Origin of the sequence: Motilibacter rhizosphaerae (assembly GCF_004216915.1) — a bacterium.
Taxonomy (GTDB): domain Bacteria; phylum Actinomycetota; class Actinomycetes; order Motilibacterales; family Motilibacteraceae; genus Motilibacter; species Motilibacter rhizosphaerae.
The window spans coordinates 226,807-248,433 of record NZ_SGXD01000005.1; the positions used below are offsets into that span (position 1 = coordinate 226,807).

26 protein-coding genes and 1 pseudogene are annotated in these 21,627 nt (G+C 73.4%); 9 read left to right on the forward strand and 18 right to left on the reverse strand.

Features of this window, described 5'->3' with window-relative positions:
* The first annotated feature begins 70 nt into the window (after positions 1 to 70).
* On the forward strand, positions 71 to 409 hold the full coding sequence (locus EV189_RS17795) for an ArsR/SmtB family transcription factor (RefSeq protein ID WP_130494339.1): 339 nt from the start codon (positions 71 to 73) through the stop codon (positions 407 to 409).
* A 1,210-nt stretch (positions 410 to 1,619) separates the two neighbouring features.
* Here EV189_RS17795 and EV189_RS21195 read toward each other — a convergent pair.
* From EV189_RS21195 to EV189_RS17805, 3 genes and pseudogenes are all read right to left on the reverse strand, one after another.
* The gene (locus tag EV189_RS21195) at positions 1,620 to 2,027 is read right to left on the reverse strand and encodes a hypothetical protein (RefSeq protein WP_231116536.1); all 408 of its coding nucleotides are present in this window, start codon (positions 2,025 to 2,027) and stop codon (positions 1,620 to 1,622) included.
* Between the two features lie 33 nt (positions 2,028 to 2,060).
* Positions 2,061 to 2,333, reverse strand: a pseudogene (locus tag EV189_RS21200) (RHS repeat-associated core domain-containing protein); the annotation flags it as partial.
* 471 nt (positions 2,334 to 2,804) lie between these two features.
* Positions 2,805 to 3,707 carry an alpha/beta fold hydrolase gene (locus EV189_RS17805; protein WP_165400371.1) on the reverse strand — a complete coding sequence of 301 codons (903 nt, stop codon included), beginning with the start codon at positions 3,705 to 3,707 and terminating at the stop codon, positions 2,805 to 2,807.
* Between the two features lie 274 nt (positions 3,708 to 3,981).
* Between EV189_RS17805 and EV189_RS20360 the strand changes: the two genes are divergently transcribed.
* Both EV189_RS20360 and EV189_RS17815 read left to right on the forward strand, forming a co-directional pair.
* Positions 3,982 to 4,401, forward strand: a complete 420-nt coding sequence (locus EV189_RS20360) for an ATP-binding protein (protein ID WP_165400372.1) — start codon at positions 3,982 to 3,984, stop codon at positions 4,399 to 4,401.
* Positions 4,402 to 4,549: 148 nt separating this feature from the next.
* A complete protein-coding gene (locus EV189_RS17815) occupies positions 4,550 to 5,266 on the forward strand; it encodes a hemerythrin domain-containing protein (protein ID WP_130494343.1) in 717 nt (238 codons plus the stop codon).
* A 4-nt stretch (positions 5,267 to 5,270) separates the two neighbouring features.
* Here the strand turns inward: EV189_RS17815 and EV189_RS17820 are convergent, their stop codons facing one another.
* A complete protein-coding gene (locus tag EV189_RS17820) occupies positions 5,271 to 8,576 on the reverse strand; it encodes a BTAD domain-containing putative transcriptional regulator (RefSeq protein WP_165400373.1) in 3,306 nt (1,101 codons plus the stop codon).
* 168 nt (positions 8,577 to 8,744) lie between these two features.
* On the opposite strand from EV189_RS17820, the gene EV189_RS17825 reads away from it, so the two are divergent.
* A complete protein-coding gene (locus EV189_RS17825) occupies positions 8,745 to 9,230 on the forward strand; it encodes an N-acetyltransferase (protein WP_130494345.1) in 486 nt (161 codons plus the stop codon).
* 64 nt (positions 9,231 to 9,294) lie between these two features.
* On the opposite strand, the gene EV189_RS17830 is transcribed toward EV189_RS17825, so the two are convergent.
* Positions 9,295 to 10,059 (reverse strand): DinB family protein, encoded by a 765-nt coding sequence (locus tag EV189_RS17830; RefSeq protein ID WP_130494346.1) that lies wholly within the window; start codon positions 10,057 to 10,059, stop codon positions 9,295 to 9,297.
* A gap of 205 nt (positions 10,060 to 10,264) precedes the next feature.
* On the opposite strand from EV189_RS17830, the gene EV189_RS17835 reads away from it, so the two are divergent.
* On the forward strand, positions 10,265 to 10,852 hold the full coding sequence (locus EV189_RS17835) for a DinB family protein (RefSeq protein WP_130494347.1): 588 nt from the start codon (positions 10,265 to 10,267) through the stop codon (positions 10,850 to 10,852).
* Positions 10,853 to 10,859: 7 nt separating this feature from the next.
* Here EV189_RS17835 and EV189_RS17840 read toward each other — a convergent pair whose 3' ends face one another.
* Together EV189_RS17840 and EV189_RS17845 are read right to left on the reverse strand one after the other, a co-directional pair.
* Positions 10,860 to 11,666: a DUF1206 domain-containing protein gene (locus EV189_RS17840; protein ID WP_130494348.1), complete on the reverse strand. Its 807-nt coding sequence runs from the start codon at positions 11,664 to 11,666 to the stop codon at positions 10,860 to 10,862.
* A 50-nt stretch (positions 11,667 to 11,716) separates the two neighbouring features.
* Positions 11,717 to 12,418: an SDR family oxidoreductase gene (locus tag EV189_RS17845; RefSeq protein WP_130494349.1), complete on the reverse strand. Its 702-nt coding sequence runs from the start codon at positions 12,416 to 12,418 to the stop codon at positions 11,717 to 11,719.
* Between the two features lie 92 nt (positions 12,419 to 12,510).
* On the opposite strand from EV189_RS17845, the gene EV189_RS17850 reads away from it, so the two are divergent.
* Positions 12,511 to 12,981, forward strand: coding sequence for a winged helix-turn-helix transcriptional regulator (locus tag EV189_RS17850; RefSeq protein ID WP_130494350.1), 471 nt, complete (start codon positions 12,511 to 12,513; stop codon positions 12,979 to 12,981).
* Positions 12,982 to 12,998: 17 nt separating this feature from the next.
* On the opposite strand, the gene EV189_RS17855 is transcribed toward EV189_RS17850, so the two are convergent.
* Genes EV189_RS17855 through EV189_RS17865 form a run of 3 tightly spaced genes read right to left on the reverse strand, consistent with a single transcriptional unit; the run spans position 12,999 to position 14,326 of the window.
* The gene (locus EV189_RS17855) at positions 12,999 to 13,295 is read right to left on the reverse strand and encodes a hypothetical protein (protein ID WP_130494351.1); all 297 of its coding nucleotides are present in this window, start codon (positions 13,293 to 13,295) and stop codon (positions 12,999 to 13,001) included.
* Between the two features lie 39 nt (positions 13,296 to 13,334).
* Positions 13,335 to 13,634 (reverse strand): AzlD domain-containing protein, encoded by a 300-nt coding sequence (locus EV189_RS17860; RefSeq protein WP_130494352.1) that lies wholly within the window; start codon positions 13,632 to 13,634, stop codon positions 13,335 to 13,337.
* Positions 13,631 to 14,326 (reverse strand): AzlC family ABC transporter permease, encoded by a 696-nt coding sequence (locus tag EV189_RS17865; protein WP_130494353.1) that lies wholly within the window; start codon positions 14,324 to 14,326, stop codon positions 13,631 to 13,633. The genes EV189_RS17860 and EV189_RS17865 overlap by 4 nt, the downstream gene beginning before the upstream one ends.
* A 41-nt stretch (positions 14,327 to 14,367) precedes the next feature.
* Here EV189_RS17865 and EV189_RS17870 point away from each other — a divergent pair, with 41 nt between their 5' ends.
* On the forward strand, positions 14,368 to 14,721 hold the full coding sequence (locus tag EV189_RS17870; RefSeq protein WP_130494354.1) for a VOC family protein: 354 nt from the start codon (positions 14,368 to 14,370) through the stop codon (positions 14,719 to 14,721).
* Positions 14,722 to 14,725: 4 nt separating this feature from the next.
* Here EV189_RS17870 and EV189_RS17875 read toward each other — a convergent pair whose 3' ends face one another.
* Positions 14,726 to 15,433 (reverse strand): TetR family transcriptional regulator, encoded by a 708-nt coding sequence (locus tag EV189_RS17875; protein ID WP_130494355.1) that lies wholly within the window; start codon positions 15,431 to 15,433, stop codon positions 14,726 to 14,728.
* Between the two features lie 86 nt (positions 15,434 to 15,519).
* Between EV189_RS17875 and EV189_RS17880 the strand changes: the two genes are divergently transcribed.
* Both EV189_RS17880 and EV189_RS17885 read left to right on the forward strand, forming a co-directional pair.
* Positions 15,520 to 16,221: a DUF4386 domain-containing protein gene (locus EV189_RS17880; RefSeq protein WP_130494356.1), complete on the forward strand. Its 702-nt coding sequence runs from the start codon at positions 15,520 to 15,522 to the stop codon at positions 16,219 to 16,221.
* 131 nt (positions 16,222 to 16,352) lie between these two features.
* Positions 16,353 to 17,045 carry a GAF and ANTAR domain-containing protein gene (locus EV189_RS17885; protein WP_231116538.1) on the forward strand — a complete coding sequence of 231 codons (693 nt, stop codon included), beginning with the start codon at positions 16,353 to 16,355 and terminating at the stop codon, positions 17,043 to 17,045.
* On the opposite strand, the gene EV189_RS17890 is transcribed toward EV189_RS17885, so the two are convergent.
* From EV189_RS17890 to EV189_RS17920, 7 genes are all read right to left on the reverse strand, one after another.
* Positions 17,035 to 17,850 carry an MOSC domain-containing protein gene (locus EV189_RS17890; protein ID WP_130494358.1) on the reverse strand — a complete coding sequence of 272 codons (816 nt, stop codon included), beginning with the start codon at positions 17,848 to 17,850 and terminating at the stop codon, positions 17,035 to 17,037. The two genes, EV189_RS17885 and EV189_RS17890, sit on opposite strands and share 11 nt — an antisense overlap.
* A gap of 31 nt (positions 17,851 to 17,881) precedes the next feature.
* Positions 17,882 to 18,325: an SRPBCC family protein gene (locus tag EV189_RS17895; protein WP_130494359.1), complete on the reverse strand. Its 444-nt coding sequence runs from the start codon at positions 18,323 to 18,325 to the stop codon at positions 17,882 to 17,884.
* 24 nt (positions 18,326 to 18,349) lie between these two features.
* Complete coding sequence (locus EV189_RS17900; RefSeq protein WP_130494360.1) at positions 18,350 to 18,697, reverse strand: ArsR/SmtB family transcription factor; 348 nt, start codon at positions 18,695 to 18,697, stop codon at positions 18,350 to 18,352.
* Positions 18,694 to 19,152 (reverse strand): SRPBCC domain-containing protein, encoded by a 459-nt coding sequence (locus EV189_RS17905; protein ID WP_130494361.1) that lies wholly within the window; start codon positions 19,150 to 19,152, stop codon positions 18,694 to 18,696. The genes EV189_RS17900 and EV189_RS17905 overlap by 4 nt, the downstream gene beginning before the upstream one ends.
* A gap of 78 nt (positions 19,153 to 19,230) precedes the next feature.
* Complete coding sequence (locus tag EV189_RS17910) at positions 19,231 to 20,280, reverse strand: ABC transporter permease subunit (RefSeq protein ID WP_130494362.1); 1,050 nt, start codon at positions 20,278 to 20,280, stop codon at positions 19,231 to 19,233.
* Positions 20,277 to 21,173 (reverse strand): ABC transporter ATP-binding protein, encoded by an 897-nt coding sequence (locus EV189_RS17915; protein ID WP_130494363.1) that lies wholly within the window; start codon positions 21,171 to 21,173, stop codon positions 20,277 to 20,279. The genes EV189_RS17910 and EV189_RS17915 overlap by 4 nt, the downstream gene beginning before the upstream one ends.
* Positions 21,170 to 21,562, reverse strand: a complete 393-nt coding sequence (locus tag EV189_RS17920; RefSeq protein WP_130494364.1) for a GntR family transcriptional regulator — start codon at positions 21,560 to 21,562, stop codon at positions 21,170 to 21,172. The genes EV189_RS17915 and EV189_RS17920 overlap by 4 nt, the downstream gene beginning before the upstream one ends.
* Between the last annotated feature and the right edge of the window lie 65 nt (positions 21,563 to 21,627).

Consider the following 21,627-nt stretch of genomic DNA (forward strand, 5'->3'; position numbering starts at 1 on the left):
GACCGTCGATGCCTGCTCAGACTGTGGCCTACGGATCGACACTCGTCAATATCCCGTGCATGCTGACCTCATGACGACCGTCCTGCCACTGGCCGACGATGCGACGGCCCCACTGACCGCGGCGGCGCTGTCGGCCGAGGAGGCAGAACGGCTGGCGGTCCTGCTCAAGGCGGTGGCCGAGCCCACGCGGCTGCGACTGATCTCGCTCGTCGCTGCTCATGAGGGCCAGGAGGCGTGCGTGTGCGACCTCACCGAGCCCGTCGGACTGTCCCAGCCCACGGTGTCGCACCACCTGAAGGTGCTCGTCGACGCCGGGCTGCTCGAGCGCGAGAAGCGCGGGGTGTGGGCCTACTACCGACTGGTGCCGGGGCGGCTCGAGGACGTCGCGCGGGCGCTGCTGCTTGGGTGAGCTCAGCCCCTCTCTGCTCCGCTGTGAAGCGCCGATAATGTGCATTATGTCGTGTCCGTGGCCGGTGGGCACTGCCCGGAGCCCGCAGCGGGTCCAGCGCGTCTCGCGTCGGCGCCCAGGAGCACTCTGCTTTGGCTGCACGCCCCCATCCCCGAGGGGCGTCGAGCTCGTCGAGGACCGAGACATGCTGCCCTCCGTGCCGGTCGCGCTTGACGGGCGCCACTGGTTGGCGCGGTTGGACAGTGGTCTCGGCTATGGGGCCGCGCGCAGGCCTGGCAGAGCTTCCCGCGGTGCCTTGCACCGTGTGCTCCGGTAGTCGACATCGAAAGGGAGCCTCTGGTGTCCCCTCGGAGAGGCTCCAGCCGTGGCCGGGGTCTCCTCTGGGCAGGGAGGCGTCGGTCCCGACGTCACAGGTTCGTACTCTGACGCGATGGAACCAGCACGAGGCCGGCTGCGTCTGATGGTCGTGAAGGATGGGCTCAGGGTCGTCCCGGTGGCAGTCGCAGCAGCTGCACTCCTGGGGTCCGCAGGGTGCTCACATGCACAGCACCTGCACCCGAGTTCGTCGTCCACCTCCTCACCGTCGCGAGTCGCCCAGCCGTGGTGGCTGAGCAGCTTGCCCGGCGTGTCACCAGGGGCGTACAGCACCTGCGGCCCGCCGGTAGCTATCCGCGTGCGCGGCGAAGTGACGAGTGTCGGGGACTGCGCTGGTGATCTGTACGCGCCCGCGCCAGTAGTGAGCCTCAGTGTCGGCGAGTCCTTTGATATGCACGTGGTGCCCGCCGTAAGTGGTCAACGCAAGCCGCGGTTTGCACTCCCTGACCCTCCCCCTAAGGGGGCCGTCGTCCTCTACGCGCGGAGCAAGGATGGGGAAACGGGCAGCTTTCGTGCTGTTGCGGCGGGATCGGTCGAGCTCTCGACCCTAGGCTGCAAGCTGTCGGCGCCCGACAAGCGGTGCGTTGTGGTGCGCGTAGTCGTGAAGTAGGCGGTTGCGTCACGCGCGTCTCTTGGTGATTGTTGCTGTAGTTGTCGAAGCGCCCCGAACTGGTGCAGTCGGAGGCACAGGTGAGCGACTGCAATCGTCTCCTTCCGGCCGGAGTAGCGCCAGACCAAGCCGCTACTCCGGCCGGAAGGTTCGCCGACATCTCTCAGGCAGGCTGCGGGACCAGTCCTTATCAGAGGACTCCTCGTCGAGGGCGTGAGCGGCGCGTCAGCTGCACGCGTTCCACACGTCACTGAAGGCGTCAACAGAGGAGCCGGCCACCGGCTGACTCAGAACTTGACTGCCCTTCATCTGAATAAATGCGGCAGAAGGACCACTCCGCATATATCCGCTGACTGTGTTGAGAGAAGCCGGATTAGTCATGTACTCGGCATCGACCCAGCAGAAGTACTCCCCGAGCTCGGAAGCTCCGGCGGTAGGTGCGGCCGCTGCGCCGAGTACGAAGTTGCACCCCGTGTCCACAGCAACAGCAGTACCCACGCCAACCGCGTCAGCAATCAACTTCTTGGTGTCGCTGCTGAAGGCGTCAACGGTGGCGTTGTAGGCGTCATGGAACGCGGTCGCGTTCCGCACGAAGTCGCCGAAGGACTGCCCGCTGGGGTCCGTGTAGTCCACGGAGTCCCCGCCCGCGTACAGGTAGGTGTTGGCTTCCTGGCCGCTGGGGTCGGGCTGGGTGAAGCGCCCGATCTGGGGGTTGTAGTAGCGGGCACCGAGCTTGTACAGACCGGTCTCGCTGTCGAGGTAGCCGCCGGTGTAGCGCAGGGGGTTGCCGTTGGTGACGGTGGTGGCGGTGCCTGCTGCGGCCGGGGTGACGCCGGAGGTCTTGCCGAAGGGGTCGTAGGTGTAGGTGCCGACGAGCGCGCCGTTGGTGTCGATGAGGGCGACGACGGTGCCGAGGTTGTCGGTCAGGTAGTAGTAGATGCTGCCGCCGGTGAGGTACGCGACGGGCTCCCCGCCGGGGGGTGCGGATGAACCGGTCGGTGGCGGTGCCGCTGGTCTGGCTGGTGAGTCCGACGGGGCTGTTGAGGTAGCTGGTGGTGCTCGAGCCGATGGTCTTGGCGGTCCGCTCGTCGTTGCCGGTGCCGGCGTAGGTGTAGCTGGTGGCGGTGCCGGCGTTGACGGTGGCGGCCTGGTCTCCGCGGGGGTAGGTCCAGGTGCTGGCGGTGGCGTTGATGGCGCCGGTGAGCTGGTTGCCGTCGCCGTCGTAGGACCAGCCGGTGGTGCTGCCGTTGCGGCTGGTGAGCTCGTCGGCGGCGTTGTAGCCGTAGGTGTGGGAGTCGACGTTGACGCCGTTGGAGTAGGTGACGTCGGAGAGCCGGTTGCCGTCGAGGTCGTAGCTGTACGTCCACTCGGCGGTGGTGCTGCTGCCGGAGACGGTCTCTGTGGCGTCGGTCAGGGGGAAGGGACGCCGGGGGTGGCGGTGAAGGCCGTGTAGAACCAGGCGAGGTAGTCCTTCTCCCGGCCGGCGGTGAGCATCTCCGGCAGTCCCGCGATGCGGTGGAACTCCGCGAACCATGCGGTCCTCCCCTCCCCCTCGACAGTCCAAGGACCACTGGGCATCGCCTCCAGCACGGCCAGCCGACGGACGAGCTCGGGCCGAGCGGCGGCGAACGCGAAGGCGGTGGACCCACCCCAGTCCTGTCCGGCGACGAGGACGGGCCCGAGGTCCAGCGAGGTGACGAGGGAGGTCACGTCGGAAGCGCCTGTCGGTACGTCGTTGGGCAGCTGCCCGGCCTCGGAGTCCCCCAGGCCGCGCAGGTCCAGCGCGTACACCGTGTAGTCACCCGCGAGCCGCGTCATGACCTCGCGCCAGGCGTACCAGGTGTTCGGGAACCCGTGGAGCAGAAGGAGCGGGTCGCCAGAACCGCCGACCACGTAGTGCAGACGGGCGTCGTCGGTCTCGTGCCACGCGTGGGAGAAGCCCGGCGGCGGTTGCGCGGCGGGGACCGGCACGGCCGGGTACGGCGCCGGGAGCTCCGGCTGGAGCGGACGCCACCGCTGCACGTGCAACGGCTCGTCGGGGTCGACGACGAAGCTGGCGGACAGCTGGCGGAACCGCACCGTGTGTGGTTGGCGTGCGTGCTGGTCCAGCGCCGCCTGTGACTGCCAGACCTCGTAGCCGAGGATGCGGCTGTCGTCGACCGGGTCGAGCGCGACGTCGAAGCGGATGAGACCGCGATCCAGGGCGCGCGTCGCCGCGGCCAGCTCCTCGACCGCTCTCCTCGCCTGCTCCTGCGCGCCGGCGCGCACCCGGAGCTCGACGACCAGCGTCAGCTGCTCGCTCCCCTCGGACACCGGTGCCTCCTGCCGATGCACGCCCACCCCACCGCCTGGTGGCTCGAGCCCCCTATCGAAAGCCGCCCAGAGCAGGTGCGCCAAAGGCTTTCCGGTCGTCGGCGGGGTCCACCAGTGCGGAGGTGCGGTGGACGAGCATCTCGTGCTCCCGCACGCTCCCCCACCGCTCGCCCTCGGGCCCACCTCTGAGCCGGGCGGCGGACCGCCGCTCGGCAGCGGTCAGGCGGTCGGGCCGCGCTGTGTGCGGGATCCCCAGAGGGGGCAGGTATGCGGCATGACGGCCGACGGCCCGCCGACGGACCCGTCGCGGCACCCCCAGTACGTCGAGGTCCCGCTGCCCCATGACCTCGAGTCCCCGCGCCTCGCCCGGACACGGGTCGAGGAGATCCTCGCCAGCTGGCACCTCGACCGGCTCGTCGACCCGGTCAAGCTCGCCGTCAGCGAACTGGTCACCAACGCCGTCCGCTACGGCCGCCCGCCCCTGCAGGTGATCCTCCGCCGCTGGGACAACGAGGTCCTCGAGCTCGACGTGCGCGACGCCGACCCGAGCCCTCCTCGGCACCGCGAGCCGGACACCGACACCCAGTCCGGCCGAGGCCTCGGCATCGTCGAGGCACTCGCCAACACCGTCGAGGTCGAGCAGGTCCCTGAGGACGGCAAGGTCGTGCGCGCCCGCTTCGCCCTCGACGACTGAGCCCGCACCCCGGCGTGACGGCCGAGCGGGCGAGCCCTCCCGGCGCTCCTCGAGGCGGTGCTCGCCCGCGGCCGGGTCAGGGACCGCTCAGGAGCCGCTTCCAGCGAACCTCAAGTCGATCTCCAGTGCGGCTCGCCACCCTGGCGCCATGACGACGACGAAGGCCGCATGGCCGACACAGATCCTGCTCCCCGGGCAAGCCGCCGCACCGGACGGCCCGGTCGACATGGCGAACATGTACTTGTTCCACCACGCGTTCCGCCGCGACCTCGACCGCTTCCTGCGAGCGGTCCCGCACGTCGCCCTCGACGACCTGGACGCGTGGCGGCGGCTCTCGGCGCGCTGGGGCGTGCTCGTGGGCCAGCTGCACCACCACCACGAGGCCGAGGACACCGTGCTCTGGCCTTGGCTGCGCGAGCGCGCGACGCCCGAGCAGCTGCTGGTGCTCGACGCCATGGAGCAGGAGCACGACGAGATCGATCCCGGCCTGGCCCAGGTCACCGCGGCGCTGGCAGCGCTCGCGTCGGCCGGCGGTGAGCGCGCCGGCACTCGGGCGGCGTTGAGCGTACGGCTGGCGGGCGTGCGCGAGGTGCTCGACCGGCACCTCGGCCACGAGGAGACGGACGCGATCGCGCTCCTGCAGCAGGTGACGACGCAGGCGGAGTGGGTCGCGCTGGAGAAGCGCTTCAGCAAGGGCCAGCCGCCGACAGCGGTCCTGCAGATGCTCCCCTGGGTGGTGGACGGCGTCGACGAGCACCTGCTGCGGCGCGTCCTCTCGTCCGCCCCGGCGCCGATGCGGCTGCTCGTACGGTTGCTCCACCCGCGGTTCTCGCGCCGGGAGCGCGAGATCTTCGCGACGACCTGAGCGGCTAGACGGCCCACTCCTCGCGGAACCGGGCCACCCACCGCAGCACGGGCTCTGCTCGCCAGCGCTCGGCGACGCGTTCGGCGGCACTCGCGTGGCGGGAGGCGGTGTCCCGCTCACCGACCGCGAGGGCCGCCATCGCGAGGAAGGCGTCCGTCGGGCCGACGACGATGCCGGACCCGGCGGTGGCGGGGCGACCGGCGAGGGGCAGGAGGCGTCCGTACACCGCGGACGCGAGGGCGGGATCGCGCAGGCGCAGGGCGCACTCGGCGGCGAGGCTCCAGATCGCCGGGGAGAGCCAGTCGTCCTCCTCGATGCGCAGGCCCCGCGCGACGTACGCCGCGGCCTCCTCGAGGCGGCCGGTGCGGCACAGGACGACGGCCACGAAGGCGCTCACGGGGACGCCGGCCGCCTGCTCACCGGCGCGGACGACGGCGAGCAGCTCCTCGTCGCGGTCGGACCACCAGAGCCGCATGAGCGCCACGGCGGCCGCGCTGCTCTGCAGCTGAGCGAGGTGCATGGGCTCGGCCAGCCGCGCCATGCCGGCGGCGAGCTGCTCGAGCCGGTCGTGCTCGCCGCGCACGGCGCACCAGCCGATCTCGATGCCGTCGAGCAGCAGCTGGCTGAAGAGCAGCTCGAGCTCGCGGGCCTGGGAGCGCGCGAGCTCCAGCGCCTGGGGCAGCTCCTCGACGAGGCCGAGGTCGTTGGCCGCCGCGACGTGGACCGTGAGCGCGTCCGCGAGGGCGAGCGGCAGCTGCAGCGTGCGCGCGAGCGCCACCGCCTCGACGGCCAGGGCGAGCTGCTCCTCCGAGCGCGCGCTGCGCCACACCGAGGTGGCGCCGGCCAGGCAGGCGGTCAGCAGCAGCCGGTCATCCCCGAGGCGGCGCGCCATCGCCACGGCCTCGTCGACCAGCGCCTCGCGCTCCGCGCTCCCCGTGGCGTAGTACACCTCGCTGGCGAGGCTGAGCATCACGCGGCAGCGGCGGGGGTCGTCGTGGCGAGGGAGCGCCTCGAGGAGCTGGCGCAGCGCCGCGACGACGACCTCGTCGACCTGGCCGTACGGGCTCGCCAGCCAGTAGGCGCCGTCGGTCGGCAGGGTGGCCGCCGTGAACACCCGCTCGAGGTCGCCGAGCCGCTGCGCCGCCGCGAGCGCCTCATGGACCACCGGTCGCAGGTCCAGCCACTGCGCGCCGAGGCGCAGCGCGTCGCCCAGGGTGAGCAGCAGGTCGCACCGGTCTTCGGCGAGGGCGGCGGGGTCGTCGCCGACCGCGGCCAGCGCCTGCCGCAGCAGCTGCGCGCACTCGTCGTACGCGTACAGCCGCCGGGCAGCCGCCGCCGCCTCGCGTGCCGCCCGCCACGCCTTCGATGCGTGGGCAGGGCCGGCGGCCAGCCAGTGGTGCGCCAGGTCGCTCTCGCGTCCCGGCAGGCCGCGGGTCGAGAGGGCGGCGGCCGCCGCAGCGTGCAGCCGCGCCGCACGACTGCGGGTGACGCCGGCGCGGGCGGTCTCCCGCAGCAGGTCGTGCGCGAAGCGGAAGCGGTCGATCCCGGTCTCCTGCAGCAGCCCCGCGGCGTACGCGTCCTCGAGGTCCTCGACGACCTCGTCCTCGGTCGAGCCGACCGCCGCTGTGAGCGTGGCGACCTCGACGTCGCGCCCCAGGACCGCTGCCGCGGCGAGCGTGCGGGCCGCCTTCTCGCCCAGTGCGTCGATCCTGCGGCGCAACGCAGCCGTGATGCCCTCGGAGGAGGCGCCGCCAGCGACGAGCGCGTCCAGGTCGCCCCGCGCCGCGCGGGCCAGCTCGACGAGGAAGTACGGGTTGCCGCCCGTGCGCTCGTGCAGGGCCTGCGCCTGGGCGGGAGTCGGGGACGTTCCGCTCGTGAGGGCGAGGACCTGCGCCGACTGCGCGGTGTCCAACCCCTGCAGGGCGAGGGCGTGCGCGTGCCGCCGGGCGAGGGCGGCGGCGAGCTCGCGGACCGCCGGGGAGGGCTTGGCGCGCCAGGTGAGGACGAGGAGCAGGCGCGTCGGTCCCTCGGTCGTGGCGAGCAGGTGCAGCACCTGCAGGGTCGAGGCGTCGGCCCACTGGAGGTCCTCCACGAGCAGGAGGGCCGGACCACCCGTGGCCTCGAGCAGCGCGTCGACGCTGCGGAGCCGGGCGCGGTAGCCGGCGCCCACGTCGTCGGCGGGTTCCTCCTGGGCGACGCGCACTCCCGCTCCGCGCAGGAGCTGCGACCAGGCCCACAGCGGCGGCGCTCCCGCGTCCTCCGGGCACCGAGCCGTGACGACAGTGGTCCCCCGCTCCTCGGCTCGGCGCGCGAGCGCGGTGACGAGCGCGCTCTTGCCGATGCCGGCCTCGCCGGTCACCAGGGCGACGACCGGCGGCCCGGGCGCCCTGACGACCTGCTCGTGCAGGTCGACGAGCTGTGCCAACTCCGAGCGGCGGCCGACGAGCTCGACCGACGGCGCTCGAGCGACCGGAGGAGCCGGACGACGCGACCGGAGCGCTGGCACGACGGCAGGGTCCTGCCGCAGGACCGCGACCTGCACCGTGACCAGCTCCGGACCCGGGTCGATCCCGAGCTCGCGGGCGAGCACCTCGCGCACCTCGGCGAGCACGCCCAGGGCGTCGGCCTGCCGACCGGCGCGGCAGAGGGCGATGGCCCGGAGCGCCCACAACCGCTCGCGCAGCGGGTGGGCCGCCGTCATCGTCTCCAGGTCGACCGCCGCGCGCGCCGCGCCACCGGTCATGACCTCGAGCGCTGCACGGAGCTCGAGGCCGAGCAGCCTCAGCGCCTCGAGCCGGCGCCGCTCGGCGACGGCTCCGTCCCCGTCGCCGAGTTCCGGGTAGGGCGCCCCGCGCCAGAGGGCGAGGGCGGTACCGAGCTCGGCGAGCAGCTCGTCGACGTCCCCGACGAGCGAGGCCGGCAGGACTCCGGTGGCATCGCGCGGGCCGGAGAGCCGCTGGTCGACCCTCGCGACGACGGACTCGAGCCGGAGTGCGTCGACCGGTGGGGTGCTCAACGCGTACCCGGCGGACGTCCGCACGATGACCTCGCCGCGGGCGTGCGGGAGCCGCTCGTGCTCCAGCACCTTGCGCAACCCCGACAGGTACGTCTGGATCGTGTTGTCGGCCGCCGCTGGCGCCCGCTGTCCCCACACGAGCTCGACGAGCGCGTCCCTCGTCACCGGACGTCCGCCGTGCAGAGCCAGCGCCGCGAGGACCTTGCGCTGGAGCGGTGGCCCGAGTGGCAGGACGGTCCCGTCCCGCCGCGCCTCGACCGCGCCGAGCACCGCGAGCTCCGGACCCACCTCCACGGCGCCCACCCTAGGGACCCGCACCCCGGGAGCGCACCGGAAGCCGGGCATCGATCCGCTCCCGCTCGCCGGTGCTCCACGACCTCAGCGGCTGGCCCCCGTCGCGCCCCGCTGCGCTGGCCGACGGGAAGCCGCCCGCGCGTCGAGCGGCTCTGGCACGGTCCTCCCATGACCGACCCCCCTCGCCAGTGGCTCCCTGAGACCTTCGAGCACCCCCTGCACGTCGAACTGCCCACCGGCCAGCACCTGCGCCCCATCCGCGCGGCCGACGTCGACATCGACCTGCCGGCGGTCATGGGCTCGCGCGAGCGGCTGTGGAGCATCTACGGCGCCGCCTGGGGCTGGCCGCCAGTGGGCATGACGCGCCAGCAGGACCTCGACGACCTGGCCCACCACGAGGCGGAGATCGCCGCGCACGAGTCGTTCAACTACGCGCTGCTCGACGAGGGGGAGACCGAGCTGCTCGGCTGCGTCTACATCGATCCCGCGCGCGAGCCGGGCGTCGACGCGGACGTCTCGTGGTGGGTGGTGGACCGGCTGGTCGGTACGGAGGTGGAGCGGGCGCTCGACGAGCTGGTGCCCCGCTGGCTGGGCGAGGACTGGCCGTTCCGCGCACCGCGGCTGCTCCGCGACGACCTCGGCCCGCTGGGCTGAGCGCGGGAGGCCGGGGGAACCACGCAGCCGGGACCCGGAGTGCTCGTCGTGCCCGCGCTGCGGGTCAGCGCGACCGGTGCCCGGTGCTGACGTCGAGCGCTGCGTGCGACGGGTCCTGCCCGGTGGGTGACACCCAGTCGAGGTCGCGGACGCAGAAGCGGTGGTGCTCGAAGGTCTCGTCGAGCACCGTGCGCAGGCACTGCCGCACCGAGCGGCCCCGGGCGTACGGCGGCCAGACATCGCCGTCGGGCACTGGAGCCCGGGCGGCCAGCTCGGCAGCAGTGACCGTGCTGAGCCACGCCTCCAGCTCGGCCGCCTGAGCGTCCCGGACGCTGACGATCTCGTCCAGGGAGGGATCGGCCGAGAGGTCGAGCCCGTGCGCGCCGCGATAGGGCTCGATGCTCGTCCCGATGCCCATCGGCGTGAAGAGCCGGGGCGAGCCGAGGCAGCAGCGGCGGAACCACGAGTCGTGGACGAAGACCAGGTGGCGCAGCGTCTGCACCGCCGACCACTCGTCGTCCACGCTGCGGCGCTCGATGCCGGGGGTTCGGCGGATCCGCTCGGTCGTGGCCGCCCAGGAAGCACGGAGCTGACGCGCTGCCTCGCGCAGGTCGGCAGGGTCCTCGGAGCGGATCAGCAGCCGTACCGGATGACGCCGGTCGAGCTCTGCCTCGACGTACGGCGTGACGTCCACACCGTTCACCACGACGTTGCTGACCGACCCGTCGATCACGACGTCGTGCATGACGACACCGACCAGGCGCGCGCCGCTCAGGTCGCACTCGCGGAACTCCGCACCGCGCAGATCCTCGTCGACATGCCGCGTCATGGCTCCACACCCTAGGACCGCGCACCGACGAGCCGGCGGCGCTGTGGGAGCGCACGCGCAGGGCTTCCTGCTGCACCGTCCGCTCCCGCTCCAGGACCTGCACCTGCTGCTGAGCCGCGGCCGTTGAACCCTGCCGGCGCTGCCGCCGCCTCGGCTGGAGACGGGGCATCGGACGCTTGAGCACGGATGGGCGCAGCATGGGCGCATGGTCGACCTCGCGGACCCGGCAGCGGTCCTCATCCACTACCTCGCCCGCGCCCACGAGGGACTGCTGGCCAAGCTCGACGGGCTGTCGGAGCGTGAGCTGCGCATGCCGCGGACGCCGACGGGCACCAACCTGCTCGGCATCGTCAAGCACTGCACCAACACCGAGTGGACCTACCTCGGCGCGAGCGTCGGCAGGACCTTCGGCGGCGAGCACCTGCTCGTGCCCGTGGAGTCCTACGACAGCGACCCGCAGGCCGACTGGTACGCGACGGCCGGCGAGTCAGCGGCGGCCACTGTCGCGCTCTACCGGAGGGTCGGCGTGGCCACGGAGCAGACCCTGCGCGAGCTCCCGCTCGACACCGTCGGGCGGGTGGCGCACTGGCCCGCCGAGCGGGCCGAGGCCACGCTGCACCACCTCGCCGTCCGCGTGATCGACGACACGTCGCGCCACGCCGGGCACGCCGACATCCTGCGCGAGCTGCACGACGGCGCGACGGGCCTGACCCCGGCGGCACCGAACCTGCCGGAGGGCTACGACTGGGCCGCGTACGTCGCCCGGCTCACCGCGCTGGCGGAGGGCGCCTGAGCCGACGTCAGCCGCCGCTCTCGACGGCCCGGTAGCGCGCCTCGATGAAGCTGTACGCCGCGAAGACCACGAACCCGAGGGCGACCAGCACGACCCCGACCCGCCCCAGCGGCGCGCGGGCCGTCGTCATCAGCAGCGCGTCCAGCCCCTTCGCGTCCGAGCCGTCGCCGCTGACGGCACTGACGACGAGGAAGACGCCGATCGGCGCGAACGCCAGCGCGCGGGCGGGGATCCCGATGCGGGCCGTGGTGGTCGTGACCACCCGCATGGCCCGGGACATCCGCTCCGTGCGGAGGGTGTCGGCGAAGTCGCCCCCGACAGCGGTCCAGACCTGCCAGCAGCAGACCGCGATGAGGATGAGGCCTGCCACCGCGAGGATCTCGCGACCGAAGGGCAGGCCGAGCACCTTCCACGCCTCCTGGTGCTGCTGCTGCTCTGAACCGGTCGAGTGCTTGCCCACGAGGAAGGACGCCGTCGTGGCCGCGAGGACGACGTAGCTCAGCGCCTGTCCCCCGGTGCTGACCCGCCTCCACACGCCCTGCCGCTCGTCGCTGAGCGCGCCGAGCAACCGGGCCACGGCGAACGCCAGGAAGCCGACGACCGCGGCGGCGAGCAGCGCGAACCCCGCAGGGTTCGCCGCCACCCGCCGCAGCGCACCGTTCGCGTTGGCCTGCGGGCTCGGGCCGGGGACGACGAGCGCCACCGAGAGTGCGGCCAGCACCAGGTAGAACACTCCCCGCGCCACCAGGCCCACCCGCGCCAGCCCGGTGAGGGCAGGGTGGTGCCGCAACCGGCGCAGGTCTGGCACGAGCACGCCGCTCCCCTACCCCAGGAGGCACGACATGTGCAGCCGGGAGAGCGACCTCAGGCCGCGAGCTCCGGGTACAGCGCGGGCACGCCCCCGGCGAGGCCCTGCTGCACGTGCCGGGAGACGTCGTCGGCGAGGATCTCCCAGGCGTCCTCGGCGACGCCGTCGGCCACGGCGCGCGCGACGTCACGCGGGTCGGACTTGGGCGCGTCGACGCCGGCGGCCATGTCGGTGTCCATGTAGCCGACGTGCAGCCCCGCCACGCGGATGCCCCGCGGGGCCAGCTCCACGCGTGCGCCGTTCGTCAGCGACCACGCCGCGGACTTCGCCGCGGAGTACGCGCCGACCCCCGGGTAGTTCAGCCACGAGAGCGCGGACAGCACGTTGACGATGGTGCCGCCGCCGTTGGCCTCGATGACCGGGGCGAAGGCCCGCACCATGGCGAGCGTGCCGAAGTAGTGCGTGTCCATCTCGAGGCGCACGTCGTCGAGCGACCCGCTCAGCAGTCCCGCACCCGTGGCCGACCCGGCGTTGTTCACGAGCAGCGTCACGTCACGGGCGAGCTCAGCGGCGGCGGCGACCGCGGCGGGATCGGTGATGTCGAGCGCCACCGGGGTCACCCCGGGGACGTCGATGCGGCGCGGGTCCCGGGCTGCCGCGTACACCCGCACTCCCCTCCCCTGCAGCTCCTCCGCGAGGCGGCGCCCCAGCCCGCGGTTGGCACCGGTGACGAGCGCGACGGCTCCCTGCAGCTCCATGGCGTACTCCCTGGCTTAGTCCGGCTTGAGTCAGCAGTGACAGTACGTGGCTGACTGAGGGAAGAGCAAGCCAGGAGGAGTACGCTGTCAGCATGGATCTCGTCGAGGACCGCGACAGCTGGCTCGGCGCGGCCTGCTCGATCTCCGCGGCGCTGGACGTCGTCGGGACCAGGTCGTCGTTCCTCCTGCTGCGCGAGGCGAGCTTCGGCACCACGCGCTTCGACGACTTCGTCCGCCGCGTCGGCGTCAGCGAGCCGGTCGCCGCCGCCCGGCTCAAGGAGCTGGTCGGCGCGGGCGTCCTCGAGCGCCGGCCCTACCGCGAGGAGGGGGCCCGCACGCGCTACGAGTACGCCCTCACCACCAAGGGCCGCGACCTCGTGCTCGTGCTCACCGCCATGCGGGAGTGGGGGGACACGTGGGCGGTCGGCCCGGAGCGCGCGACCATCGGGGTGGAGCACGAGGGCTGCGGGGCCGCGGTCCACCTGCGGCTGCGCTGCGCCGCTGGGCATGACGTCGAGCCCGACGAGCTGCACGTCGTGCGGGGCCCGGGCCTCGGCGGCTGACGGCCGGCCACGGGCCCCTAGCCCCCGCGTCGCAGGCGCTCGAGCATCGTGCGGACGTCATCCCCGCCGAGCAGGTCGCGGACGGGCTGGACCACGCCATCGTCGTCGGGCTCGGGCTCGATCTCCGGCTGCGGCGCCGGTCCTCCCGCAGGCTCGACGACGGCGGGAGCCGCCCGCTGCACGGCGAGGTACGCGCGCCGCGCCTCGGCCGCCGACACGAGGCGCGCGTAGACCCCGGCGTCGCGGGGCGACGAGAGCCACGCCTCCACCGCCGTGGCGACGCGGTCGTTGAGCGCCGCGAGCTGCTCGTCCATCCCTGCCCCCTCGTGCGGTGCCCGCAGGCTAACCGGCGCTCAGAGCGCGTGGACCACCGCGGCGGTGAGCACGGCGGACATGACCACGACGAGGAACGGCGCTCGCAGCGCGACGGCCGCCAGCGCCACCCCGAGACCTGCGGCGCGGGGCTCCAGCACGTACGACGTCCCCGAGACGAAGGTCTGCGTCAGCACCAGCGCGGCCAGCAGCCCGGCCGGGGCGACCGCGGCGAACCGCTGCACGACAGGCGCTTCGAGCACCTGCTCCGGCACGAGGTGGCCGAGCAGCTTCGGCAGGTAGACGCCGGCGGCGAGGACGAGCACGAACGTCCAGCTCATGACGCCCGCGCTCCGCTCCGGCGGGCCGCGACGACGAGCGCGGGCAGGACGGCGAGGACGACCGGGATCCCCGGCCGCGTCAGGGGGACCGCGACGGCGCAGAGCACGAGGCTCACCACGACCACCGGGAGGACCCCGCGGCGCCGGAGCTGCGGCGCGAGGAAGGCCGCGAAGGCAGCAGGAGCGGCCGCATCCAGCCCGTACGCCTCCGGGCGCCCGAGCGACTGCGCACCCAGTGCCCCGACGAGCGTGCCGAGGCTCCACAGCACGTAGACACTGACGCCGGTGAGCCAGAACCCGAGCTCGGCGGCAGTCGTGTCCGCCTCGTTCGCGACGGCGACGGCGGTCGACTCGTCGATCGTCACCTGGGCCGCAGCGAGGCGCACGGGCAGCCGGTGCCGGCGGACGAGCGGAGCGACGCGCAGGCCGTAGAACCCGTTGCGCAGCCCGAGGAGCCACGCGGCTGCCCACCCCGCGCCCCATGAGCCCCCCGCGCCGACCACCGACACGGCCGCGAACTGCGACCCGCCGGAGAACACCAGCAGCGACAGCGCGAGCGCCTGCCACGCGCTCGCCCCGGCGGAAGCGGCTGCCGCGCCGAAGGCCACGCCGTACGCGCCGGTGGTCGCCCCGATGACGAGCGAGGTGCGCACCACCGCGCCGTGTCGCCGCCACGCCGGAACCTGCTGCACCTGCGGGACGCTACGCCCTGCGGTGCGGCAGACTGCGGAGCATGGAGCGCGTCCTCGGGATCGGCGGGTACTTCGTCCGGGCAGCCGACCCGGTCGCGCTCGGGCAGTGGTACCGCGACGCGCTCGGTCTCGACCTCGACGAGAACGGCCTGTGGCGCCAGCAGGACGGGCCCACGGTCTTCGCCGCGTTCGAGTCCGGGACGGACTACTTCGGGTCGGCGTCGCAGCGGACCATGCTGGACTTCCGCGTCCGGGACCTCGACGCCATGCTCGCGCAGCTCCGGGCGCACGGGGCGGACGTGGACGGCGAGGTGCAGGAGATGGACGGTGTCGGTCGCTTCGGCTGGGTGCGCGACCCGGAGGGCAACCGCATCGAGCTGTGGCAGCCGGCCTGACGGCTCAGCCCGCGGTCTCGCGCGCTCGCGAGCTCCAGCCTGCGCGGTGCAGCCGCTCGGCCGCGTCGAGCACGAGGTCGAGCGCGAAGGCGAACTCGAACTCCTCGTCGCACCCACCACCCACTCCTGAGAGGTCGCCGCCGGTCGCCGCCACGGCGATCTGCAGGATGTGCGGGAACTGCTGGGCGAACTGCGTCGCCATCGCCTGCTGCTCGGCCTCCGTCAGCTCGCGACCCGGGCCGTCCTCCGGAGCGTCGAACAGCTCCGGGCTGAAGCCCCAGATGCGGTTGCCGAGGGTGTGCATGAGGTGGTGCACGAGGTCCGCCGACAGCCCACCGGAGAAGAACGCCCCGGAGACGGCGTCCATGTGACCGAGCACGGCGGGCGACCGGCGGGTCCGCGTCTCGATCGCGGTGCGTGCCCAGGGGTGGCGCAGGACGGCAGCCCGCGCGCCGGTCACCCTCCCGCGCACCGCGTCCTTCCACCCCAGCCCGTCCTCCGGCACGGCGAACTCGGCGATGACCGCATCCACCATGCCGTCGAGCAGCTGCTCCTTGTCCGCGACGTGCTTGTAGAGCGCCATCGGGACCACCCCGAGGTCCTGGGCGAGCCGGCGCATGCTCACACCGGCGATCCCCACGTCGTCGGCGAGGGCCACAGCAGCGCGCAGGACCCGCTCGCGGTTCAGCGGCTCCCGGGTGCGGCCGGCCATGGGCGCCCTCTCCTGCTTGACGAGGTGGACAGCGTACACCTAGGGTCTGCCGCGAAGGTGTACGGCGTACACCTCGGACGGAGGGAATGGACGTGGGCGATCGCACGAGGGCCAGGACAGCGGGGGCGCTCTACCTGCTGACCTTCATCACGTCGGTCCCCACCCTCGCCCTGTACGCCGCGGTGCGCGACCACGCGGACTTCGTCCTCGGCGCCGGCAGTCCCACCGGCGTGGTCACCGCAGCACTGCTCGAGGTCGCCCTCGCGGTGACCTGCGCCGCCACCGCGGTGACGCTGTTCCCGCTGCTGCGTCGGCACTCCGAGACAGCGGCGGTCGGGTTCCTCGCCGCCCGCGTCGTCGAGGCCGCGCTCATCCTCGTCGGGGTCACCAGCATGCTGGCCGTCGTCTCGCTCCGCGACGGGCGCGCGGCGTACGAGGTGCAGTCGCTCCGCGTCGCCCAGCGGGTGCTGGTCGAGGTCTACGACGGCACCTTCCTGCTGGGCCAGAGCCTGATGCCCGTCATCAGCGCCTGCTGCCTCGGCACCGTCCTGCTGCGGAACGGGCTCGTGCCGCGCTGGATCCCCCTGCTCGGGCTCGCCGGGGCTCCCCTGCTCCTCGCGAGCGACGTCGCGATCGCGTGCGGCGCCTACGAGCAGGGCTCGCCCGTCGCCGGAGTGGCCGCGCTCCCGGTCGCGGGGTGGGAGCTGGCACTGGGGGTCACGCTGCTGCTCAAGGGGTTCGGCTCTGCGCCCCGCGGACGAGTGCTCAGCGCGGCAGCAGCAGCCTGACCTTCCCGGACGGCTCGTCCGCGGCGTCGACGATGCTCGCACGCGGGGCCCGCCGACGTGCCCCGACCCGGCCCCGTACGACTGTCGCCGACAGGCGAATGAGCCGGCGGGGTCGAGGGCAGGAGGCGGTCGTGCGACCGACCGACCAGGTGCTCGACGAACTCGCGACGACGGTGCTCGTCGATGAGCCGCGCGACGCCGTGCTGGCGCGGGTCACCGCGCTCGCGCGGGAGGCGATCGGACCTGCCGAGGACGTGTCACTCACGCTGCTGGAGGGCGAACGTGCCTTCACGGCCGCGCACACGGGGCAGCTCGCGCTGGACGCGGACGAGCTCCAGTACGAACGTGGGGCCGGCCCGTGCATGGACGCCGCCCGCGCCGGCGTGGTCCTCGTCGTCAGCGACATGGCGACCGAGGAGCGCTGGCCGTCGTACGCGCCCGCCGCCGCCGCGAAGGGCGTCGGGAGCTCGCTGTCGGTCCCGCTGCCGGTGCAGGTCAGCACCATCGGCGGCCTCAACGTCTACTCCACGAGCACGCACGCCTTCGACGACCCGGACGTCGTCGCCCTCAGCCAGCGGGTCGCTCAGCTCGCCGCCGTCGTCATCGCCAACGCGACGTCCTACGCCAGCGCCCTCGACCAGGCGCGCCAGCTGAGCGAGGCCATGGCCTCGCGGGCGGTCATCGAGCAGGCGAAGGGGATCATCATGGGTGCCCGGCGCTGCAGCGCGGATGACGCCTTCGCCGAGCTCGCGCGGGCCTCCCAGCACGCCAACCGCAAGCTGCGTGACCTCGCGGTGGAGATCACGCAGGGCGTCATCCGCTGAGCACGGGGTCCCCCACCACGACGCTGCCCGGCTCGAGCACCTCGGCGTAGACGCCGAAGCACGCGCCCCGGCCGACTCCCGGCACCACCCGCCGGTGGTGTCGCGCGACCGTGGCGAGCAGCTCACGGTCGGGCGGGGTCGCTCCGGTGGGGTCGAGCCCCGGGACGACGCAGCGCACGGTCGGGGAGGCGACCTGCAGGACGAGGTCCCCGACGCGCAGCCGTTCTCCGGGCTCGGGGTCGCGCGGCGCGTCGATGACGAGGTTGGGTCTGAAGCGCACGGGATCGACGTCCGCCCGCCCCGCCTGGGACGCGAGCTGCGCGAGCGCGCCCGTCGTCACGAGGTGCAGCGCGCCGAAGTCGACGAAGCGGCCGGCGCGGGCACCGGGGACGTCGCTGAGCACCTCGCTGCCGGGCTCGACGTCGGCCATCCACTCGGGGATGAGGTCGGGGTCGTCGGGCACCTGCCGGTGCAGGCGCGGCGTCGCCGGCGGCGTGGTCGTGAGGCGTACGGGCCGCCCGACGAGCGCCGTCAGGGCCGTGTCCGCGGCAGGAGTGCCTGCCACGACAGAACTTCCCGCCACCTGCAGCACGACCTCGCCCGTGTCGGAGGTGGTCGCGCCCACCTCGAGCAGCCACGCCCACCGCCCGGGGTGCTTCGCGCTGCCCACCGTGCCGTCCACCGCGTCGAGGCACGCCCACTGCCGGTCCCAGCGCAGGCCTTCGGCGTCGACGGCGGCGGAGGACAGGCGCTCCGCGCGGGCGCTCTTCACGGGGTAGCGGAGCAGCGCGGCGAGGGTGGGCACGGGCCCGAGTCTGCCCGATGCCTGGACGCACTCAGTGCCAGTCGCTGATCTGCACGTCGCCGGGCGCAGGAGCGCCCTTGCCGTCCTCGACCAGGGACTTGAGGCTCAGCAGGAACGTCGCCCACTTCGTGCTGCAGTGGTTCATGAACTCCACCTGCTCGCGCCAGTCCCGGTGCTCGAACAGCACGATCGTCCAGCCGTCGTCCTGGCGCAGCCTCCAGTCGATGGTGGTGCCGACCCACTCGGCGGGGCCGTCGACGACCCGCCAGGTCAGGCGCTCCCCCGGCTGCGCCTCGACGACCTCCATGTCGAAGCCCCCGACCGGCGGGAAGCGGAACAGCAGGGTCCCGCCGGGCTCGGCGCTCCCGGTCGTGTCCTCGGTCCACCAGCGGGCGAGCCCGTCGACGGTGGTGAGGGCGTTCCAGACCTGCTCAGGGCTCGAGGTGCGTACCCCGATGCGGTGCAGGATGTCCATGCTCGCAGTCCTTCCGTGAGGGTGTCAGTCCTGCTGCCGCTGCGCGACAGCCTCGGCGATGTCCTTGATGCGGCGCAGCCGCGCGTCCCACGCGGAGCCCACCGACGACAGCTGGGCCACCGCGCGCTCCAGCCGGGGCTCATCCACGGCGTAGCGCTTCTCCCGGCCGGCGGTGCTCGCCCGAACGAGGCCGGCCCGGTCGAGGACCACGAGGTGCTTCGCGACGGCCTGGCGCGTGACCGGGAGCTGCGCGCTCAGCGAGGTGGCCGTGCCCGCGCCTGCCGCCAGCAGCAGGTCGAGCATCCGCCGGCGGGTGGGGTCGCCGACTGCCGACCACAGCTCGTCGTCGACGTCCAGCAGCGCGGGGCTCACACCTCCACCCCGAGCGAGGCGACGTAGCCCGGCAGCCGCGACAGGAAGAAGTCCCACCCGCGCGAGTGGTCCGCGTGGGTCTCGGCCACGACGGCCTCGCTCCACCCGCGCTCGCGGAAGCCGGTCTCCGTGAGCCGGAGCAGGGTCCCGCCGTCGCGCGCCACCAGCTCGAAGGTGACCAGCATGGAGTTCCCCACCTCCGCCGGCTCGCCGACCTCCTGCGTCCAGCGGAACGAGAAGCTGCGCGGCGCCAGGGCCTCCACGACCGAGAAGCCCGCGACCTTGCGCCCGTCGCCGTCCCCGAAGGCGATGTGGCCGGGCGCGCCGGGGACCAGCTCGTACGCCGCCTCGTCCGGCCACCAGCGCCGGACGTGCTCCGGGTCGCTCACGACGGCGAAGACGACGTCCGGTTCCGCTGCGATGAAGATCTCCCGCTCGAGGGTGCCGAGCTCCATGACCGCCTCCTGCAACTAGTGGTTGCGGATGACGGTAGACCGTGCCGGGCAGAAGCGCAACCACCAGTTGCGTACGGGTCAGGTCAGGTCGCGGCGCACCCGCCAGAACGAGAAGCCCAGCAGCAGCAGGCTGGTTCCGGACAGCAGGCCGGTCTCGCGCCACTGCAGCGTCCAGAAGCTGCCGGCGCGGAAGGCGACGATGCGCTGGCGGTAGCCCTCCGCGGTGATCCGCGCGAAGCACGCCTGCATGTCGGCCCTGCTGGGCCGCGTGGTCGGTGGCGGGCTCCCGGGGTCCGGGGGCGTGGGGAAGCAGTTCGCGCTCGCCGGGAGCCGCTGGAGGTGCGTGCCACCTGGACCGGCCGTCGCGTCCGACAGCGTCCAGCTGCCCGCCGTCGGGGTGCGCACGATGTAGGAGTCGACCACGTCGGGGCCGCGCCCCCGCAGGCCGTCGACGTCGGTCAGGGTGAGCGGGATGCTGCTGACCTGCGGCCGGGCGAGGTGCTCGCGCACCAGCGTCGGCATGACGACCTGCACGGCGGCGACCAGGACGAGCGTCAGCCCGATCGCCGGCACCGTGCGCCGCAGCACCAGCCCCACGGCCACCCCGAGCACGAGGGCGAGGGCGGCGTACGCGACGGGGACCACGCCGCGCGCGGAGAAGAGCTCGGGCGAGATGCGGGGCAGGCTGAACGGGCCGGCAGCGTGCCCGCGGTCGACCGAGAGGTCGATCGGGCTGGACCACCACTGCACGACCACGGCCAGCACGGCGGTCACGGCGAGGGCCGTGCCCCCGGTGACCGCGAGCTTCACCGCGAGCCAGCGCGTCCGCGTCACGCCCTGGGTCCAGACCAGCCGGTGCGTCCCCGCCTCCAGCTCGCGCGCGACCAGCGGCGCGCCCCAGAACCCGCCGATGACCGGGGGGACGAGGTAGAGCGCCACGATGCCGGCGAGGTAGAGCGACTGGTCGGAGCGGACGGACTGCAGCCGGTCGAGGAAGGTGCTGTGCTGCAGGGCGTACGCGTCCATGAGACCGGGCCGGGTCAGCACGAGCAGCACGACGACGACAGCCGCGGCAGCGGCGACCGAGCAGAGGGAGAGGCGCGCCTGGCGCCAGGTGAGCCACGTCATCGCTGGACCTCCAGCGCGGGACGGGGCGCGGTGTCGACCTCGTCGGTGGGCGCCATGTAGGCGAGGACGAGGTCCTCCAGGGTCAGCGGGGTGACCGTCCACCAGGGGTCGAGGACCTGCTCCTCGCTGCGGACGACGAGCGTGGTCTGCCGCTCGGTGTGGCGTGCGGTGACGACGGTCTGGGACCGCGGCAGCGTCAGCGGGTCGCGGCGCGACCCGGTCATCCGGACGTGCGTCGCGAGGAGGTCGTCGATGTCGCCGGCGATGCGCACCCGGGAGTCGACGAGGACGACGAGGTGGTCGCAGGTCCGCTCGACGTCGGAGACGAGGTGCGAGGAGAGGATGACGCTCAGCCCGTGCTCAGGGACGGTGCCCATGAGGTCCTGGAGGAACTCCCGTCGTGCCAGCGGGTCCAGGCTCGCGACGGGCTCGTCGAGGACGAGCAGCTCCGGCCGCTTGGCCACCCCGACGGTGAGCGCGAGCTGCGCGCGCTGACCGCCGGAGAGGCTGCCGGCCCGTCGGGACGGGTCCAGGCCGAGGCGGCTCACGCGCTCCGCCGCGAGCCCGGCGTCCCAGCTCGGGTTGAGCCGCGCGCCCAGGCGCAGGTGGTCGGCGATGCTGAGCCGCGCGTAGGTCGGCGTGTCCTGCGCGACGTAGCCGACGCGGCCGAGCCGCTCCGGGCTCCCGCCCGGGCGGTCGCCCAGGACCTCGATGCGGCCCTCGGACGGCCGCAGCAGGCCGACGGCGAGGTTGAGCAGCGTGCTCTTGCCCGCGCCGTTCGGCCCGACGAGCCCCACGACCTTGCCGGCAGGGACGGAGAGCGTGCAGTCGCGGAGTGCCCAGCGGCGGCGGTACTCCTTGCCGAGGCCCTCGGCCCGCAGCACGTCGGTCATGCGATCTCCTCCTCGGCCATGGCGCGGGAGGTGCTGCGGAACAGCGCCTCGATGCTCTCGTCGTCGAGCCCCGCCCGACGGGCCTTGGCCAACCACCGGCGCAGGTCCTGGCGGAGCGGCCCGAGGGCGGCGTGCGAGCTGCCGGTCAGGCTGCGCGTGACGAAGGTGCCGATGCCCGGCCGGGCCTGCACGAGCCCCTCGCGCTCGAGGTCGCGGTAGGCCTTGAGCACGGTATTGGGGTTGATGGCGAGGACGCTGACGACGTCCTTCACCGTGGGCAGCTGGTCGCCCTCGTGCAGCTGCCCGAGCCGCAGCGCGTGGCGGACCTGCTGCACGATCTGGAGGTAGGGCGAGACGCCCGAGCGCCCGTCGAGGTAGAACTCGATCATGGCGCGACTTGTGCTAGGTCCATAGTTGATTAGACCGCTGCTGCTCGCCGCGGTCAAGCACTCCG

Bases quoted from the DNA above. Each gene is read 5' to 3' on its own strand.
- EV189_RS17845 (WP_130494349.1), bottom strand. From the start codon at position 12,418: ATGGAGCTGCAGGGAGCCGTCGCGCTCGTCACCGGTGCCAACCGCGGG.
- EV189_RS17795 (WP_130494339.1), top strand. From the start codon at position 71: ATGACGACCGTCCTGCCACTGGCCGACGATGCGACGGCCCCACTGACC.
- EV189_RS17850 (WP_130494350.1), top strand. From the start codon at position 12,511: ATGGATCTCGTCGAGGACCGCGACAGCTGGCTCGGCGCGGCCTGCTCG.
- EV189_RS17880 (WP_130494356.1), top strand. From the start codon at position 15,520: ATGGACGTGGGCGATCGCACGAGGGCCAGGACAGCGGGGGCGCTCTAC.
- EV189_RS17825 (WP_130494345.1), top strand. From the start codon at position 8,745: ATGACCGACCCCCCTCGCCAGTGGCTCCCTGAGACCTTCGAGCACCCC.
- EV189_RS17835 (WP_130494347.1), top strand. From the start codon at position 10,265: ATGGTCGACCTCGCGGACCCGGCAGCGGTCCTCATCCACTACCTCGCC.
- EV189_RS17920 (WP_130494364.1), bottom strand. From the start codon at position 21,562: ATGATCGAGTTCTACCTCGACGGGCGCTCGGGCGTCTCGCCCTACCTC.
- EV189_RS17860 (WP_130494352.1), bottom strand. From the start codon at position 13,634: ATGAGCTGGACGTTCGTGCTCGTCCTCGCCGCCGGCGTCTACCTGCCG.
- EV189_RS17870 (WP_130494354.1), top strand. From the start codon at position 14,368: ATGGAGCGCGTCCTCGGGATCGGCGGGTACTTCGTCCGGGCAGCCGAC.
- EV189_RS17815 (WP_130494343.1), top strand. From the start codon at position 4,550: ATGACGACGACGAAGGCCGCATGGCCGACACAGATCCTGCTCCCCGGG.
- EV189_RS17875 (WP_130494355.1), bottom strand. From the start codon at position 15,433: ATGGCCGGCCGCACCCGGGAGCCGCTGAACCGCGAGCGGGTCCTGCGC.
- EV189_RS17895 (WP_130494359.1), bottom strand. From the start codon at position 18,325: ATGGACATCCTGCACCGCATCGGGGTACGCACCTCGAGCCCTGAGCAG.
- EV189_RS17915 (WP_130494363.1), bottom strand. From the start codon at position 21,173: ATGACCGACGTGCTGCGGGCCGAGGGCCTCGGCAAGGAGTACCGCCGC.
- EV189_RS17910 (WP_130494362.1), bottom strand. From the start codon at position 20,280: ATGACGTGGCTCACCTGGCGCCAGGCGCGCCTCTCCCTCTGCTCGGTC.
- EV189_RS20360 (WP_165400372.1), top strand. From the start codon at position 3,982: ATGACGGCCGACGGCCCGCCGACGGACCCGTCGCGGCACCCCCAGTAC.
- EV189_RS17830 (WP_130494346.1), bottom strand. From the start codon at position 10,059: ATGACGCGGCATGTCGACGAGGATCTGCGCGGTGCGGAGTTCCGCGAG.
- EV189_RS17855 (WP_130494351.1), bottom strand. From the start codon at position 13,295: ATGGACGAGCAGCTCGCGGCGCTCAACGACCGCGTCGCCACGGCGGTG.
- EV189_RS17905 (WP_130494361.1), bottom strand. From the start codon at position 19,152: ATGGAGCTCGGCACCCTCGAGCGGGAGATCTTCATCGCAGCGGAACCG.